The sequence below is a fragment of the Trichococcus sp. TS_SC_9 genome, from assembly GCF_056156325.1.
Genome location: NZ_CM149591.1, coordinates 1,837,511 through 1,851,707 on the forward strand (window position 1 = coordinate 1,837,511; position 14,197 = coordinate 1,851,707).

13 protein-coding genes are annotated in these 14,197 nt (G+C 46.8%); 11 read left to right on the top strand and 2 right to left on the bottom strand.

Annotation, left to right across the window (positions count from 1 at the left end; all coding sequences use genetic code 11):
- The first annotated feature begins 187 nt into the window (after window positions 1-187).
- The 10 genes from nrdI to AC0J5I_RS08945 all read left to right on the top strand — a co-directional run bounded on the left by nrdI (window position 188) and on the right by AC0J5I_RS08945 (window position 10,471).
- Entirely contained in the window at window positions 188-553 is a 366-nt protein-coding gene (gene nrdI / locus AC0J5I_RS08900; protein ID WP_475299474.1) for a class Ib ribonucleoside-diphosphate reductase assembly flavoprotein NrdI, read from the top strand.
- Window positions 546-2,723: a class 1b ribonucleoside-diphosphate reductase subunit alpha gene (gene nrdE / locus AC0J5I_RS08905; protein WP_475299475.1), complete on the top strand. Its 2,178-nt coding sequence runs from the start codon at window positions 546-548 to the stop codon at window positions 2,721-2,723. Before nrdI ends, nrdE begins: the two co-directional genes overlap by 8 nt.
- A 68-nt stretch (window positions 2,724-2,791) precedes the next feature.
- Window positions 2,792-3,757: a class 1b ribonucleoside-diphosphate reductase subunit beta gene (gene nrdF / locus AC0J5I_RS08910; RefSeq protein ID WP_475299476.1), complete on the top strand. Its 966-nt coding sequence runs from the start codon at window positions 2,792-2,794 to the stop codon at window positions 3,755-3,757.
- Between the two features lie 89 nt (window positions 3,758-3,846).
- Window positions 3,847-4,530 carry a helix-turn-helix domain containing protein gene (locus tag AC0J5I_RS08915; RefSeq protein ID WP_475299477.1) on the top strand — a complete coding sequence of 228 codons (684 nt, stop codon included), beginning with the start codon at window positions 3,847-3,849 and terminating at the stop codon, window positions 4,528-4,530.
- Window positions 4,527-5,429 carry an IS3 family transposase gene (locus AC0J5I_RS08920; protein ID WP_475299478.1) on the top strand — a complete coding sequence of 301 codons (903 nt, stop codon included), beginning with the start codon at window positions 4,527-4,529 and terminating at the stop codon, window positions 5,427-5,429. The genes AC0J5I_RS08915 and AC0J5I_RS08920 overlap by 4 nt, the downstream gene beginning before the upstream one ends.
- Before the next feature lie 363 nt (window positions 5,430-5,792).
- Window positions 5,793-6,905, top strand: coding sequence for an ABC transporter substrate-binding protein (locus tag AC0J5I_RS08925; protein ID WP_475299479.1), 1,113 nt, complete (start codon window positions 5,793-5,795; stop codon window positions 6,903-6,905).
- A gap of 15 nt (window positions 6,906-6,920) precedes the next feature.
- Window positions 6,921-7,769, top strand: a complete 849-nt coding sequence (locus tag AC0J5I_RS08930) for an alkaline phosphatase family protein (protein ID WP_475299480.1) — start codon at window positions 6,921-6,923, stop codon at window positions 7,767-7,769.
- Window positions 7,756-8,601, top strand: coding sequence for an ABC transporter permease (locus AC0J5I_RS08935; RefSeq protein WP_475299481.1), 846 nt, complete (start codon window positions 7,756-7,758; stop codon window positions 8,599-8,601). Before AC0J5I_RS08930 ends, AC0J5I_RS08935 begins: the two co-directional genes overlap by 14 nt.
- A 2-nt stretch (window positions 8,602-8,603) precedes the next feature.
- Window positions 8,604-9,419 (top strand): ABC transporter permease, encoded by an 816-nt coding sequence (locus AC0J5I_RS08940; RefSeq protein ID WP_475299482.1) that lies wholly within the window; start codon window positions 8,604-8,606, stop codon window positions 9,417-9,419.
- A 35-nt stretch (window positions 9,420-9,454) separates the two neighbouring features.
- A complete protein-coding gene (locus AC0J5I_RS08945; RefSeq protein WP_475299483.1) occupies window positions 9,455-10,471 on the top strand; it encodes an ABC transporter ATP-binding protein in 1,017 nt (338 codons plus the stop codon).
- A gap of 64 nt (window positions 10,472-10,535) precedes the next feature.
- On the opposite strand, the gene AC0J5I_RS08950 is transcribed toward AC0J5I_RS08945, so the two are convergent.
- Together AC0J5I_RS08950 and AC0J5I_RS08955 are read right to left on the bottom strand one after the other, a co-directional pair.
- Window positions 10,536-11,627 carry a chromate transporter gene (locus AC0J5I_RS08950; protein WP_475299484.1) on the bottom strand — a complete coding sequence of 364 codons (1,092 nt, stop codon included), beginning with the start codon at window positions 11,625-11,627 and terminating at the stop codon, window positions 10,536-10,538.
- Window positions 11,628-11,665: 38 nt separating this feature from the next.
- A complete protein-coding gene (locus AC0J5I_RS08955) occupies window positions 11,666-12,442 on the bottom strand; it encodes a PHP domain-containing protein (RefSeq protein ID WP_475299485.1) in 777 nt (258 codons plus the stop codon).
- 204 nt (window positions 12,443-12,646) lie between these two features.
- Between AC0J5I_RS08955 and AC0J5I_RS08960 the strand changes: the two genes are divergently transcribed.
- Window positions 12,647-14,146, top strand: coding sequence for a gluconokinase (locus tag AC0J5I_RS08960; protein WP_475299486.1), 1,500 nt, complete (start codon window positions 12,647-12,649; stop codon window positions 14,144-14,146).
- Window positions 14,147-14,197 lie beyond the last annotated feature (51 nt).

Here is a 14,197-nt window from a genome sequence, read left to right on the forward strand (position 1 = left end):
ATGTCGCCGGTGGCAGTCATTCGCTGCTGCGCAAATCTTGGGCGGTTAAAGTGAAAATACAAACAAAGGCACGATATGTTGTGTGGTTGCGAAAATCACATACTACATGTTGTGTCTTTTCTTGTTGTAATTCTATCTTCACAACCGTATAATGAATGAATAACAGTTTGGAAAAGGGTGATGCAAAATGAAGGTAGTGTTTATGTCGTTGACCGGCCAAACGAGGAAGTTCGTGAAGAAACTGGACCTTGAAACGATTGAATTGACGGCGGAGAATGCATTCCGGAAGATTGAGGAGCCCTTTATCATCGTGGCCCCGACCTACGACAAAGAGGTGACGGATATCCTGGCCGATTTCATCGAGACCGATCAGAACCGGACTTACTTCAAGGGCGTGGCAGGTGGCGGGAACCTGAATTTCGGCAAGCTTTTTGGCTTTACCGCAAAAGACTTGGCGCGCGACTATGGCGTCCCGCTGCTGCACTTGTTTGAGTTTCAAGGAAACGAGAAAGACATTCAGATTTTGAAAGAGAAGGTGATGGAACTTGGATAGTCCAAAATTAGTAACCAAAACAGATGATGTAACCTATTATAAATTGAACAACGAAATCAATCGTCCGATTGATAACGCCATCCCCCTGCACAAGGATAAGGAAGCCGTGCGGGCGTATTTTCTGGAGCATGTGAATCCGAACACAGTTTTCTTCTATACATTGGATGAAAAATTGGATTATTTGATCGAACAGGACTACATCGAAAAAGAATTCCTGGAGAAATACCCGCTCGAGTTCATCAAAAAGTTGATGCAGGACACGTACAACAAGAAATTCCGTTTCAAATCTTTCATGGCGGCCTATAAGTTCTATACCCAGTACGCGCTGAAGACGAATGACGGCAAACGTTATTTGGAGCGTTACGAAGATCGGATCGTCTTCAACGCACTCTTTTTGGCTGACGGGGACCAACAATTGGCTGTCGACTTGGCGGAAGAGATGATCCATCAACGTTACCAACCAGCGACGCCTACTTTTTTGAACGCAGGCAGAAAACGCCGCGGGGAATTGGTGTCTTGCTTCCTGATCCAAACGACGGATGACATGAACAGCATCGGCAGAACGATCAACAGCGCTCTGCAGTTGTCTCGCATCGGCGGAGGCGTCGGCGTGAACCTGTCGAACGTCCGTGCAGCCGGGGATCCAATAAAAAAAATCGAGAATGCCTCGAGCGGCGTCGTGCCGATCATGAAGCTTCTCGAAGACAGTTTCAGCTATTCAAACCAGCTTGGCCAGCGCAACGGAGCTGGTGCGGTGTACCTAAATGTATTCCATCCGGATATCGTCGCTTTCCTGTCCACGAAAAAAGAGAATGCCGATGAGAAGATTCGCGTGAAGACACTTTCGCTGGGCCTAGTCATTCCGGACAAATTTTACGAGTTGGCGGCAAAGGACGATCAGATGTACCTGTTCAGCCCTTATGATGTGGAACGGATCTACGGCAAACCGTTCTCCTATATCGACATCACCGCGGAATACGAAAATCTGGTCAACAATCCGGAAATATCCAAATCCAAAATCCGAGCCCGTGACCTTGAGAACGAAATCAGCAAACTGCAGCAGGAATCCGGCTATCCGTACATCATCAACATCGATACGGCCAACCGCACCAATCCCGTGGAAGGAACGATCGTCATGAGCAACCTGTGCTCGGAAATTCTGCAAGTGCAGCAACCTTCCTTATTGAATGATAATCAAGAATATGAAGTACTGGGAACGGATATAAGCTGCAATTTGGGTTCCACGAACATTCCGAATCTAATGAAATCGCCTGATTTCGGAAAATCGGTCGAAACGATGGTCCGCGCCTTGACTTACGTAACCGACCATTCAAGCATCGATGCGGTCCCTACAATCAAAAACGGGAACGATCAAGCGCACACGATCGGTTTGGGCGGCATGGGCTTGCACACGATGTTCGCAACCAATCAGATGCACTACGGTTCGCCGGAATCGATCGAATTCACGGATATCTACTTTATGCTTTTGAACTATTATACGTTGGCGGCCAGCAACAAAATCGCTAAGGAGCGCGGAGAGGCATTCGTCAATTTCGACAAATCCACCTACTATACAGGCGAATATTTTGATGCATACACAGATTCAGATGTCGTCTTCCAATCCGAAAAAGTGAAAAATATTTTTGAAGGCATCAAAGTACCTACGAAGGAAGATTGGTCTGATTTGAAGGGATCCATCCGTGAATTCGGCTTGTATCACCAAAACCGTTTGGCGATTGCGCCGACAGGTTCGATCAGTTACGTAAATGAAACGAGTGCAAGTCTGCACCCGATCACGCGTCTGATTGAAGAGCGGCAAGAGAAGAAAACCGGTAAGACTTATTATCCGGCTCCGCAGCTTTCCAACGAAACGATGCCTTATTATCGTTCAGCCTATGATATCGATATGCGTCGTGTCATCGATATTTATGTCGCTGCCCAAAAACATATCGACCAAGGCATGAGCCTGACTTTGTTCATGCGCTCCGAATTGCCGGAAGGCATGTACGAATGGAAAGAAGGGCGCACCAACAAAATGACGACACGCGACCTGAATATTCTGCGCAATTATGCATGGAGAAAAGGCGCAAAATCCATTTATTATGTGCGTACATTTACGGAAAACAACGACGAAATCGGAGCGAACGCTTGCGAATCATGCACAATCTGATGTTGCAGCGCAACTGTATTTGATTACCCGTCATGCAATAATCGGAAAGTCTAACGGAGGAATGAAGGATGGCAAATAAGCCTTATATAGCAATCAACTGGAACAGCATCGAAGACATGCTGGACAAGTTGACATGGGAAAAACTGACGGAACAATTTTGGCTGGATACGCGGATCCCGTTGTCCAATGATTTGGACGATTGGCGCACCCTCAGCAAACCCGAGCAGGATATGCTGGGAAAAGTGTTCGGCGGATTGACGCTTCTGGACACGCTGCAATCGCAGGACGGCATCGCAGCCATGAAGGAAGATATGCGCACACAACACGAGGAAGCGGTACTGAACAATATCCAGTTTATGGAATCGGTGCACGCGAAAAGCTACTCATCGATTTTCAGCACGTTGAACACGAAGGCTGAAATCGAGGATATCTTCAATTGGACTAACAGCAACGAATTCATCCAGCGCAAAGCCAGTCTGATCAACGATATCTACAAGACTGGGAATCAGCTTGAAAAGAAAGCCGCCAGCGTCTTGCTGGAGTCCTTCCTTTTCTATTCCGGATTCTACGCACCGCTTTGGTATCTTGGCAACAACAAATTGCCGAACGTGGCGGAAATCATAAAACTGATCCTACGCGACGAATCGGTCCACGGCACGTATATCGGCTACAAATTCCAGATCGCGTACAATCAACTGTCCGAAGCGGAACAGGAAGAAATGAAGAACTGGGTCTATATGCTGACGTATGAACTGTACAACAATGAAGTGAAATACACGCAATACATCTACGACGAGTTGGGCTGGACGGAGCGCGTCAAAGTGTTCATCCGCTACAACGCGAACAAAGCATTGCAGAATTTGGGCTTCGATCCGTTGTTCCCGGACACGGCCGATGATGTGAATCCGATCGTCATGAACGGCATCTCGACCGGCACCAGCAACCACGACTTCTTCTCGCAAGTCGGGAACGGCTACCTGTTGGGTGCCGTCGAGGCGATGGAAGACGAAGATTACATCAAATGGATTGACTAACACATAGAAGTAAGGGGCTGTCTCTTTTTGATATGCTACCTCTATATAGGACATTGAATTATTTCAAGTCTTATATGGGGGTTTTTTCTATGTCTAAAAGAGCTATGAAATTATCTGTCGAAAACAGAGTCAACATTGTCGAGCAATATGTGAGAAATGAAATCGGTATATCAAGGGCAGCACAGAACGCTGGAGTATCTCAAGAGACCATTCGCAATTGGATTAGACTTTATGAGAACGGCGGTCCATCGGCCCTTTTACCGGTAAAGAAGAACAGTCATTACTCCAAGGAGTTAAAGTTGGCAGCCGTCACGGACTATCTGAACGGCCTGGGCAGCATGATTGAAATCGCCAAAAAATATGGTTTGCGGAGCAAAACGCCACTGCAGAACTGGCTAAAGGATTATAATACTCATAAAGACTTCAAAACAACCAGTGGAGGAAGTACTATGAGCAAAGGTCGGATAACAACCATAGATGAGCGTTTAAAAATTGTGTTGGACTGTTTAGAGAATGGAAAAGATTATGGTGCTATGGCTATAAAATATCAAGTCTCCTATCAAAACGTCTATCAATGGGTAAAGAGATATGCGGAATTGGGAGAAGCAGGGTTGGAAGACCGCCGTGGGCGCAGGAAAGGGACAATGCCCAGCCGGACTCCCGAGGAATTACTTCAAGACGAATTAGCACGTTTAAAACGCGAAAATCAACGTCTAAAAATGGAACTTGATGTAACAAAAAAATTCCAAGAATTAGAAAGGAGGAATCGTTGAGCGAAATAAGAAAACAAGCTGAGTACGAAACCATCAAGCAATTCCATACAGAAAAAGGTTATCCGGTGCAAGTTATGTGCGAAATCTTACATGTGACACGCTCCGCTTATTACCGCTGGCTTGAGCAACCACAAAGTCCAAGGGAAATTCGCAACAACCAAATCGCTGAAGTGGCAAAACAGATCCATGAAGAACATGACGATATGGGTCATCGTCGGATACGCGATGAGTTGGAATATACCCATGGCATGATCATCAGTGACAACCGCGCCCTTCGGTTATGCCGTAGTCAACAAATCCAATCCCGAATCAAACATCGTGCGAATAGCATCACCAAAGGTGCACAGAATCCGTATCATATCGCCGAAAATCGCCTCAACCGGAACTTTCGTGCAGACGCACCAAATGAAAAATGGTTGACCGATGTGACCGAATTCAAGTATTACGAAGGACCGGCAATCAAGAAAGTATATTTGAGTGCCATTTTGGATCTTTATGACCGTCGAATTGTCGCATACATAATCAGTGATCAAAACGATATGCCGCTAGTCCTCCAGACTTTTGATGCAGCCATACAAAATGAGCCAGAAGCTCAGCCGTTGTTCCACAGTGACCGCGGATTTCAATATACAAGTAAGCAATTCTGTGCGCGTTTAAGCGAGGCTGGTATGATACAAAGCATGTCCCGTGTCGCTCGTTGTATTGACAATGGCCCTATGGAAGGGTTTTGGGCGCTCATCAAGCGTGAAAAATATTACCGTCGCAAATTTACGAGTCGTTCCTCTTTGATTGATATGATTCACAACTATATGGAATATTACAATAATAGACGCATTCAAAGAAAGCTGCATATCATGACTCCGATGGAGTTCCATGACCAGTATTTCGAGGCAGCCTAATGACCCCTCACGTTTTGTGAGGGGAGCGGGTTGTGCTTCGCTCATAAAACGTGTGGGCCGCCAAGCGTAAGCGCGGCAGATATATATATGCAAAAAAACTGCCCCCACATTACGGGGAGCAGTCTGTAAAACTGTTTAAATATTTTACTGTCCTATTGACGGGTGGCATACCATTTGAGGCAGCCTCTTTGCTTTCGCAAATTTATTCTTCGAGAATGCAGTAGCCGCATGGTTTCATTGCCGTTTACAAAAGGTTAACAACGAATCAAACTGTTCTTTACAACCATTTGTTAGTATTAATTTGTAGTCAAATACGTAATGAAAAACAATGAAACCATTGTTCACAAATAAGGAGAGAATAAAATGAGATTGTCCAACAAAAGATTGTTTGCAAGTTTGGCCTTAAGCAGTGTCCTAATTTTGAGTGCGTGCGGAACAGAAGCAGCGACGACTACTGAGGCAGGAGTCGATCTGAACGCATTGTCATTGAGTGAAATTGAAACACAAGCCAAAGAAGAAGGCCATGTGGAATCAGTAGGGATGCCGGATACATGGGCGAACTGGGGAGAGACTTGGGAAGAACTCGAAACGACATATAGCTTGACGCATGCAGATACCGATATGAGTTCAGCAGAAGAATTGGCTTTATTCAAAGCAGAACAGAACAACCCAACCAAGGATATCGGCGATGTCGGCCAATCATTCGGGCCTGTTGCAGAAGCAGACGGGTTGACTCTGGCTTACAAAACTTCGTACTGGGATGATATCCCGGAGTGGGCCAAGGATGATGATGGCGATTGGATTGTGGGTTATTACGGAACGTTGTCTTTCATCACCAATTCCGAAAAAGTAACGGATGCCCCGACCAGCTTTGCCGATATCCTGGCAGGCGATTATAAAGTTACGATCGGTGACGTAAATGCCGCTACACAAGCACAAAATGCGGTATTGGCTGCAGCCATCGCAAATGGCGGAGACGAAACCAATTTGGATCCCGGTATTGCCTTCTTTGCACAACTGGCTGAACAAGGCAGATTGGACTTGGGCGATACGTCATTGGCGCGTTTGGAATCAGGCGAAATCGAAGTCGGCTTGTTCTGGGACTTCAACGCACTGAATTATGCGAATCAAGTTGCTGAAACGAATCCGAATGCTAGCTTTGAAGTGACCATTCCACAGGATGGAACGATCCAAAGCGGGTACGCAACAGTCATCAACGCGACAGCTCCTAACCCGCATGCGGCAGCATTAGCCCGCGAGTACATCCTTTCCGATGAAGGTCAGATCAATTTGGCAAAAGGATATGCACGTCCTATCCGCGAAAATGTCGAATTGCCGCAAGAAGTGCAGGATATCTTGCTTCCGGAAGAGCAGTATGTTGAGGCGCAACCGGTTTCCGATTACGATGCATGGGAAGAGGCTGCAGCTGGTCTTGGTCAGAGATGGCAAGAAGAAGTATTGACGAAAGTAAAATAATTGAGGTTAAATATAGTGGATAAAGTGATTTTTGTAGTATTGGACGGATTGAATGCCAAGACAGCTCATAACCATATGGGCTTCTTGGAGCATCTGGTCGAAAAAGGGATAATGGCGGCTTATACCGTCAAATCGGAGATGCCTGCACAATCAAGGCCGTTGTATGAAGTTTTGCAGACGGGAGTACCGGCTGCCGAGAACGGCATCACCTCGAATCGGACAGTCCGCCGTTCCAAAGAACGGAGCATTTTTGAGATTGCAAAGGAAAATGGACTCAAGACCGGGGCGGCCAGTTACTACTGGGTGAGCGAGCTCTACAATTATGCGCCATTTCAAATGATGGAGGATAGAATCCAGTTGGATACGAATGCTCTCATCGAGCATGGCATTTTTTATCATGAAGATTATTACCCGGACAGTCATCTGATTGCAGATGGCGATTACTTGATCAGGAAGAAGGCGACGGATTATACGCTGATTCATTCGATGAACATCGATGATGCGGGCCATAAATTCGGTGCCGGCAGTAAAGAGTATGTACAAGCGACCGTCCGCGTTGATGCTGAACTTTCCCAGTATATCTGGAGATGGATGAGCGAAGACTATCAGATTGTGGTCACTTCCGACCATGGAATGAATGACTATCATACCCATAATGGCATTTCAAATGAAGATCGGCTAGTTCCGCTTTATTTGTTTTCGGGCAAAGTGATCATCAAGGACTTCCGCAAAGAAGGAGCCGTTGTGCCTCAGCTGGAAATCGCGCCATTTTTATGCAAACTATTGGGCATTCCGGCTGGGGATCGCATGCAGGCGGTTCAGGGAATCCTTATGAAAAGAGGTTCCGACGATGCTGCAGAATGAAAAACGCAAGTTCCTTATACTATTGTTGCCGTTCGCGCTGTTGATCCTCCTCTTCGAATTGATGCCCTTAGCCAATATCTTCATCAACAGTTTCTTGGAACCCGGAACAGGCAGCCTTACGCTTGCTAATTTTACGACCATTTTTAACAGTGATTATTACGTGATGTCAATCCAGAACAGCTTATTCGTTTCCTTGCTGTCCGCATTCATCGGGATTGCGATTGCGCTCCTTGGTGCCTATGCCATCCATTCTGCGGGCCCTGGAATGAAGAAGTTTTACATCACGACATTGAATATGACCTCAAACTTCCAAGGCATCGTGTTGGCTTTTGCCTTCATTCTATTGCTGGGCAATTCAGGTATCCTGACAACATTTGGGGAAAGATGGAGCTTGGCTGGATTGAACAGCTACGATTTGTATACGACATCGGGAATCCTGATCACTTTCATCTACTTCCAGATTCCATTGGCTACCTTGTTGCTCTATCCCTCATTTGATGGCATCAAGGCCGAATACAAGGAAGCAGCAAGTCTTATGAACGCGACGTCTTGGCAATTCTGGTCAAAAATTGGTCTCCCATTGATATTGCCCAGCATTTTCGGAACCTTTTCCGTTCTCTTTTCAAATGCGCTGGCAGCCTATGCGACACCCTATGCCCTGCTCGGGAACAATTATGCTTTATTGCCGATCCGGATTTCCTCCATGTTTACGGGTGATGTCGTCCAACAAGTAGAGCTAGGAAGTGCCTTGTCAATCGTGATGCTCGTATTGATGAGCACGATGACAGTCTTAAGCAACAGCCTGTTAAAGAAATTCAGAAAGGGTGTGTAAAAATGAGGAAACGAAGCAATCCCATTTCTTCATTCATCATCGTTATCCTTTCCGTGATATTGCTGCTGCCGCTGTTTGTGACGCTGTTGAATTCTATGTTTAGGGATTTGAGTAATATCATTCCGGAAGGATTCACTTTTGATTTCTATGCCGGCATTTTTGCGGGGGCAGGCGGGATGGCAAGCGCGATAGGCAGGTCACTACTGATTGCGGTCATACCGACGCTTGTTCTGTTGGTGCTCCTTTTGTTGGCGATGTATGTCGTGCAGATTCATTACCCAAAAGGTGATAAATATTTGGACCTGTTGTCAAAAATCCCTTACGGCATTCAAGGCGTTATCCTTGCTGTCTCGATCATTTCGCTTTATGCCTCTTCCAGCACCTTTTTGTCCAATCGCATTTTTTTACTGAGCTGTGCCTACGGGATCGTGATCCTGCCCTACATGTACCAAGGCATCAAAAATGCTTTGACTACGCTGGAAGTCATGCCAATTTTGGAGGCTGCTGAAACGCTGGGCGCCAGTAAGCTTTATGCCTATTTCCGGATCATCGTACCCAGCGTATTGAAAGGGTTGGTCGCGACGATTCTGCTCTCGATAGGCATTCTCTTCAGCGATTTTGTATTGGTGAATATCATTGCAGGAAGCTACTATGAAACAACCAGCATCTTCCTGGATAAAACCAGAAGTGTGTCCGGGCATGCAGCTAGCGCAATTTCTGTGGTCATCTTCTGCATCATGCTGATTTTGACGAACTTGGCGGGTTATCTGGGGTCGAAAGAGAACAAAAAAGCAAAAACTAATACAAAAATGGAATGACAGCTTCACTTTTTGTTAAGTATAGAGGAGAAATAATGGCGTATATAGAATTCAGAAATATCAGAAAATCATATGACGGTGAAAATTTAGTGTTGAAAGATCTCAATCTGCAGGTGAACGAAGGCGATTTGGTCACTTTACTGGGGCCATCCGGTTGCGGAAAATCAACTTTGCTGCGTTCGCTCGCTGGATTTGAAAGTATCGATGGGGGGAGCATTCACATCAACGGCCAGGATGTAACGGATTTGCCGCCGGGAAAACGGAATATCGGGATGGTTTTTCAACAATACTCGTTGTTCCCCAACATGAATGTAGCGGAAAATATCGCATTCGGTTTGAAGATGCAGAAAATGAACCATAGTGTCATCAATGAAAAAGTCGCCCGCATCATTGAGCTCGTGGACCTATCCGGAAAAGAAAATCATTATCCGACACAATTATCCGGCGGTCAAAAGCAGCGGGTAGCCTTGGCCCGCGCCATCGTGACCGAGCCAAAAGTATTGTTGCTGGATGAGCCGCTGTCGGCTATCGATGCATTATTGCGGAAGAATCTCCAAAAGCAGATCAGACGTATCCAAAAGGCTTTGCATATCACAACGATCTTTGTCACGCATGATCAGGATGAAGCGATGCTGATGTCGGACGTCATCCATGTCATGGCTTCCGGAAAAATCGAGCAGTCGGGTACACCGACCGAAATATATACGCATCCCGAAACGCATTTCGTAGCTTCATTCATCGGAAACTACAATCTTTTGAATAGCGTGGACTTCGAAAAATTGACCCAGCTAAAAACGCAGGCAAACCAAATCGCTATCCGTCCGGAGGCCATCGAGTATTTCAAGGAACCTCAGACTGAGACGGAGGAACATCTGTATTTCAAGGGGAAAGTGGTCGATGAAACAATCAGCGGGAATATCTTGTCATATGTGATCGAAACGGATCAAGGTGTCGCGCTGCGTGCGGATCATCTGTACCGTACCTTCAATCTGCTTGGTAAAGGCGAACAGGTCTTTCTTAAAGTAGAAAAGCGAAATATTTTAGAGTTTTGAAAAGACCCTCTTCACGGCCGGGAAAAAGGCAGTGGAGAGGGATCTTTTTGTGTGGGTGCTGCGTTCAAAACGTTGTAAACAGCCACCCGATGAAACCGCCCATGATGATCAAATAGGAAGAGCTCACCTTGAATTTGATAAGGCCGAGGAAACTGATGGCAAAGATGAGGACGCTGAACCACGAAACAAAGGTGGCCATGCCTAGTTGCCAGGAGATTGAAGCCATCAATGCCAGCGAAGCGACCGTGATCCCGTCCAAAATGCTCGCGAATATTTTGGATGAACGCAGTTTGTTGAACAAGGGGTGCAACAGCAAAATAAGCAGGAAGGACGGCAAAAAGATGCCGACCGTCGCCAATAAGGCACCCGGTACGCCTTGGATCATATAACCCACAAAAGTCGCCGTCGTGAAGACCGGGCCTGGGGTGAATTGGCCGATTGCGACAGCATCCAGCAACTGGGTGCTGGTCAATGCAGCGTAGCGGTCGATGAATTCAGCCTGCAGAAAAGCCAACAGCACATAGCCGCTTCCGTACAAGACCGATCCGATTCTCAAAAAAGTCAGAAACAACAGCGTGAGCGACATCGGCTCGATCGCCAGATGACGCGAGCGCCATTTGGACAGCTGCCGCGTCAGCAGCATCATCAATCCGCTCAGTAGGAGGATCGTGATTTCTCCGACGCCCATCAGCGATAACAGGTAGGCGCCCAGGAACAGCAGCAGCGAATTGGTATCCTTGAGCGTTGTCTGTCCCAAACGGAAAAGCGCCTGGATTATGACCGCCACGATGACCGGTTTGATGCCGGTGAAGATTGCTTCGATGAGCGGCACTTCGCCGTACTGCTTGTAGAACATGGCCAGCAAAAGGACAATCGTCATGGCAGGGAAAATGAAGCAGATGCCCGCCAAAAACAGCCCGATTTTCCCACCGCGTTTGTAGCCCAAAGCAATGGCCAGCTCTGTCGAATTCGGTCCAGGAATCAGATTCGTGAATCCAATCAGGTCCATGAAATCCGTTTTTGTGAGCCAGTTACGCTTCGTCACCAGTTCCTCTTCCATCATGGCGATGTGCGCAGCCGGACCTCCGAAGGCGAACAGACCCAGGCGAGCGAAAACAAGGCAGATTTCCTTGTAATTTTCTTTAGGATAGGTCATGCTGTTCCTCCCTTAATAAAATTTAGGGTGCAACAGGTTCAGATAGGCTCAATGTAAGCAACACGGTCTTTGAATTGAGTCAATCCTGTTACTCCGAACTCGCGCAACAGGGCGATGGCATCGTCAAAATGGTAACGGTACTTTTGGATGCTGTGCGCATCCGAACCAAGACTGAAGCGGGTTCCGCCCATTTCAAGATAGAGGCCGATCATGTAGCGGTACAAGTCTGCATTTTGGTATTCATACATACTGCGGGTATTCAATTCTAGCGCCATTTCTTTCGCCAGGATTGCATTGAGCAGTTCCGTCAGGTGAGGCTCAAATTCCTGCAAGTCGTCTAGCGTGACCGGCAGACGGCGGATTCCGTAATCAAAGTGCGCGAAGACATTTGCGCCATCCACTTTGCGAACGGCTTCCGTGCAGAGTCCGAAATATTCCCGCATGACCACTTTAGGATCCATTTCGTCGATGATCGGCTGCAAGTAATCATAATGACCATTTTGATGGACGCTCAACAGGATGACATCAAACGTTTTACCTTCCAGATAGGACACAATCTGCGTGTGGGCCTCCGGTGTGTAGCCGACTTCGATCCCGCGGCGGATGCGCCCGCCATGGATCATGTTCAGTGCGTCTATTTTATCGCTGTAGGCTGCATAATCCAAGACGGTATCCTCCCCGCCGTTGTAGGCATCATGAAAATCCAGGTGCTCGGTTGTGACAAGAAGACCGTCTGTTTGCTCGAGATAATTTTCAAATGATTCAGCAGAATCGGGCGAAAATTGCGTGTGCATATGTTGATCATAGTATCCCAAAATCATTCCCCCTCGTGTATAGATGTCATCAGTATAGCAAACAGCGATGGATATCAAGAAAAGTTTGCGTTAAGAAAATGTAAACGATGGAAGGCAAAATAAAAAAGGTTATCAAAAAATTTGCCCCCATACTAGTGGAATTTTGCTATAATGATGAAGGTCGTGAAAATAAGTTAAATTTTTTTTGGATTGGTGGTTATTAATTTGGCAGCACGATATGTCATGGGAGTGGATGTCGGTACCACAAGCACAAAAGCCGTACTGTACGAAACGGATGGCTCTGCTTATGAATCAGCGTATGCGCATTATCCATTGATTAAAGAGAATCCCGAAATGGCGGAACAAGACTTGGATGAGATTTTTTCTGCCGTATTGAAAACGATAAAAGCAGTCATAGCGAAGGCGGAACTGGGCCCAACGGATATTGCCGGCATCGGCTTTTCGAGTGCAATGCACAGCTTGATTCTCATGGATGCGGAAGGAATGCCGTTGACGAGGAGCATTACCTGGGCCGATAATCGTTCCAAAAAATACGCAAGCATGCTGAAACATTCCGAAGTGGGCCAGCGTTTTTATGAAAAAACAGGTACACCATTGCACCCAATGTCCCCATTGAACAAGATTCTCTGGCTGAGGGCGGAAAACCCCGAGTTGTTCCAAGCAGCGCGCTGGTTCATCGGAATCAAGGAATACATTCTTTGGCGCCTTTTCGGCGAATTCATTGTGGATTATTCCGTTGCATCGGCTACCGGGTTGTTCAATATCCGGGAATTCCGCTGGGATGAGGAAATTCTGGAATTCTGCGGCATCACGAGTCAAATGCTGCCGTTGCCGGTAAGTCCTAGTCATCAACTAAGCGGACTCTCGGAAGAAGTGGCGGATTTGCTGGGGCTTGCTGCAGATACTCCTTTTATTGTTGGAGGAAATGACGGTTGCTTAGCCAATTTGGGTATGGGAGCGATTCGCGCGGGTACGGCGACAATCACAATCGGTACGAGTGGTGCGGTTCGGATGACGAGCGACAAACCTTATGTAAGCCCGGAAGGACGGACCTTCAGTTATATCTTGGACGAAAACCATTATGTGAACGGTGGAGCCGTCAACAATGGCGGAAACATCTTTGACTGGGCCATCAAACAATTTATGCCTATGAACATTGCTGATGAAGATCTCTATGACAAAGCGATGGAGATAATCGCAAATGTTGCGCCGGGAGCGGATGGGTTGGTTTTCCATCCGTATTTGAATGGAGAACGGGCGCCGTTATGGAATGCGGATGCCAGAGGGAATTTCAGCGGCATCAACATGCTGCATACGAAAGAACATTTTTTGCGCTCCGTTTTGGAGGGCATCTGCCTGAATCTGAAGGATGTGCTTGCGGCAGTCATCCCGATGAACGGCGAGCCAACAAAAATAATGGCCAGCGGAGGCTTTTCGCGTGCCCAGGTTTGGCGTCAAATCTTGACGGATGTCATCGGCATGCCGATCGAATTCCCGGAAACATTCGAAAGTTCTTGTACAGGAGCCGCTTTGATTACGCTGAAGAGCTTGGGATTGGTGGAATCAGTGGATGACGCAGAAGAAATGATGGGCGCCTCGATTGAACATCAACCGAATGAAGACAGCAAGTCTGTCTATGCAGCGATGTTCCCACGTTACCAAGAGATGAGCAAGCTTTTGCAAGAGTTCTACACAGAAAAATGAAACTGAAGCAAAAGAAAAGACATAGCCACTGAAATTGGTGGGTATGTCTTT

Coding starts and splice junctions, on each gene's coding strand:
- nrdI (WP_475299474.1), top strand. CDS start 188: ATGAAGGTAGTGTTTATGTCGTTGACCGGCCAAACGAGGAAGTTCGTG.
- nrdF (WP_475299476.1), top strand. CDS start 2,792: ATGGCAAATAAGCCTTATATAGCAATCAACTGGAACAGCATCGAAGAC.
- AC0J5I_RS08915 (WP_475299477.1), top strand. CDS start 3,847: ATGTCTAAAAGAGCTATGAAATTATCTGTCGAAAACAGAGTCAACATT.
- AC0J5I_RS08925 (WP_475299479.1), top strand. CDS start 5,793: ATGAGATTGTCCAACAAAAGATTGTTTGCAAGTTTGGCCTTAAGCAGT.
- AC0J5I_RS08935 (WP_475299481.1), top strand. CDS start 7,756: ATGCTGCAGAATGAAAAACGCAAGTTCCTTATACTATTGTTGCCGTTC.
- AC0J5I_RS08940 (WP_475299482.1), top strand. CDS start 8,604: ATGAGGAAACGAAGCAATCCCATTTCTTCATTCATCATCGTTATCCTT.
- AC0J5I_RS08945 (WP_475299483.1), top strand. CDS start 9,455: ATGGCGTATATAGAATTCAGAAATATCAGAAAATCATATGACGGTGAA.
- AC0J5I_RS08950 (WP_475299484.1), bottom strand. CDS start 11,627: ATGACCTATCCTAAAGAAAATTACAAGGAAATCTGCCTTGTTTTCGCT.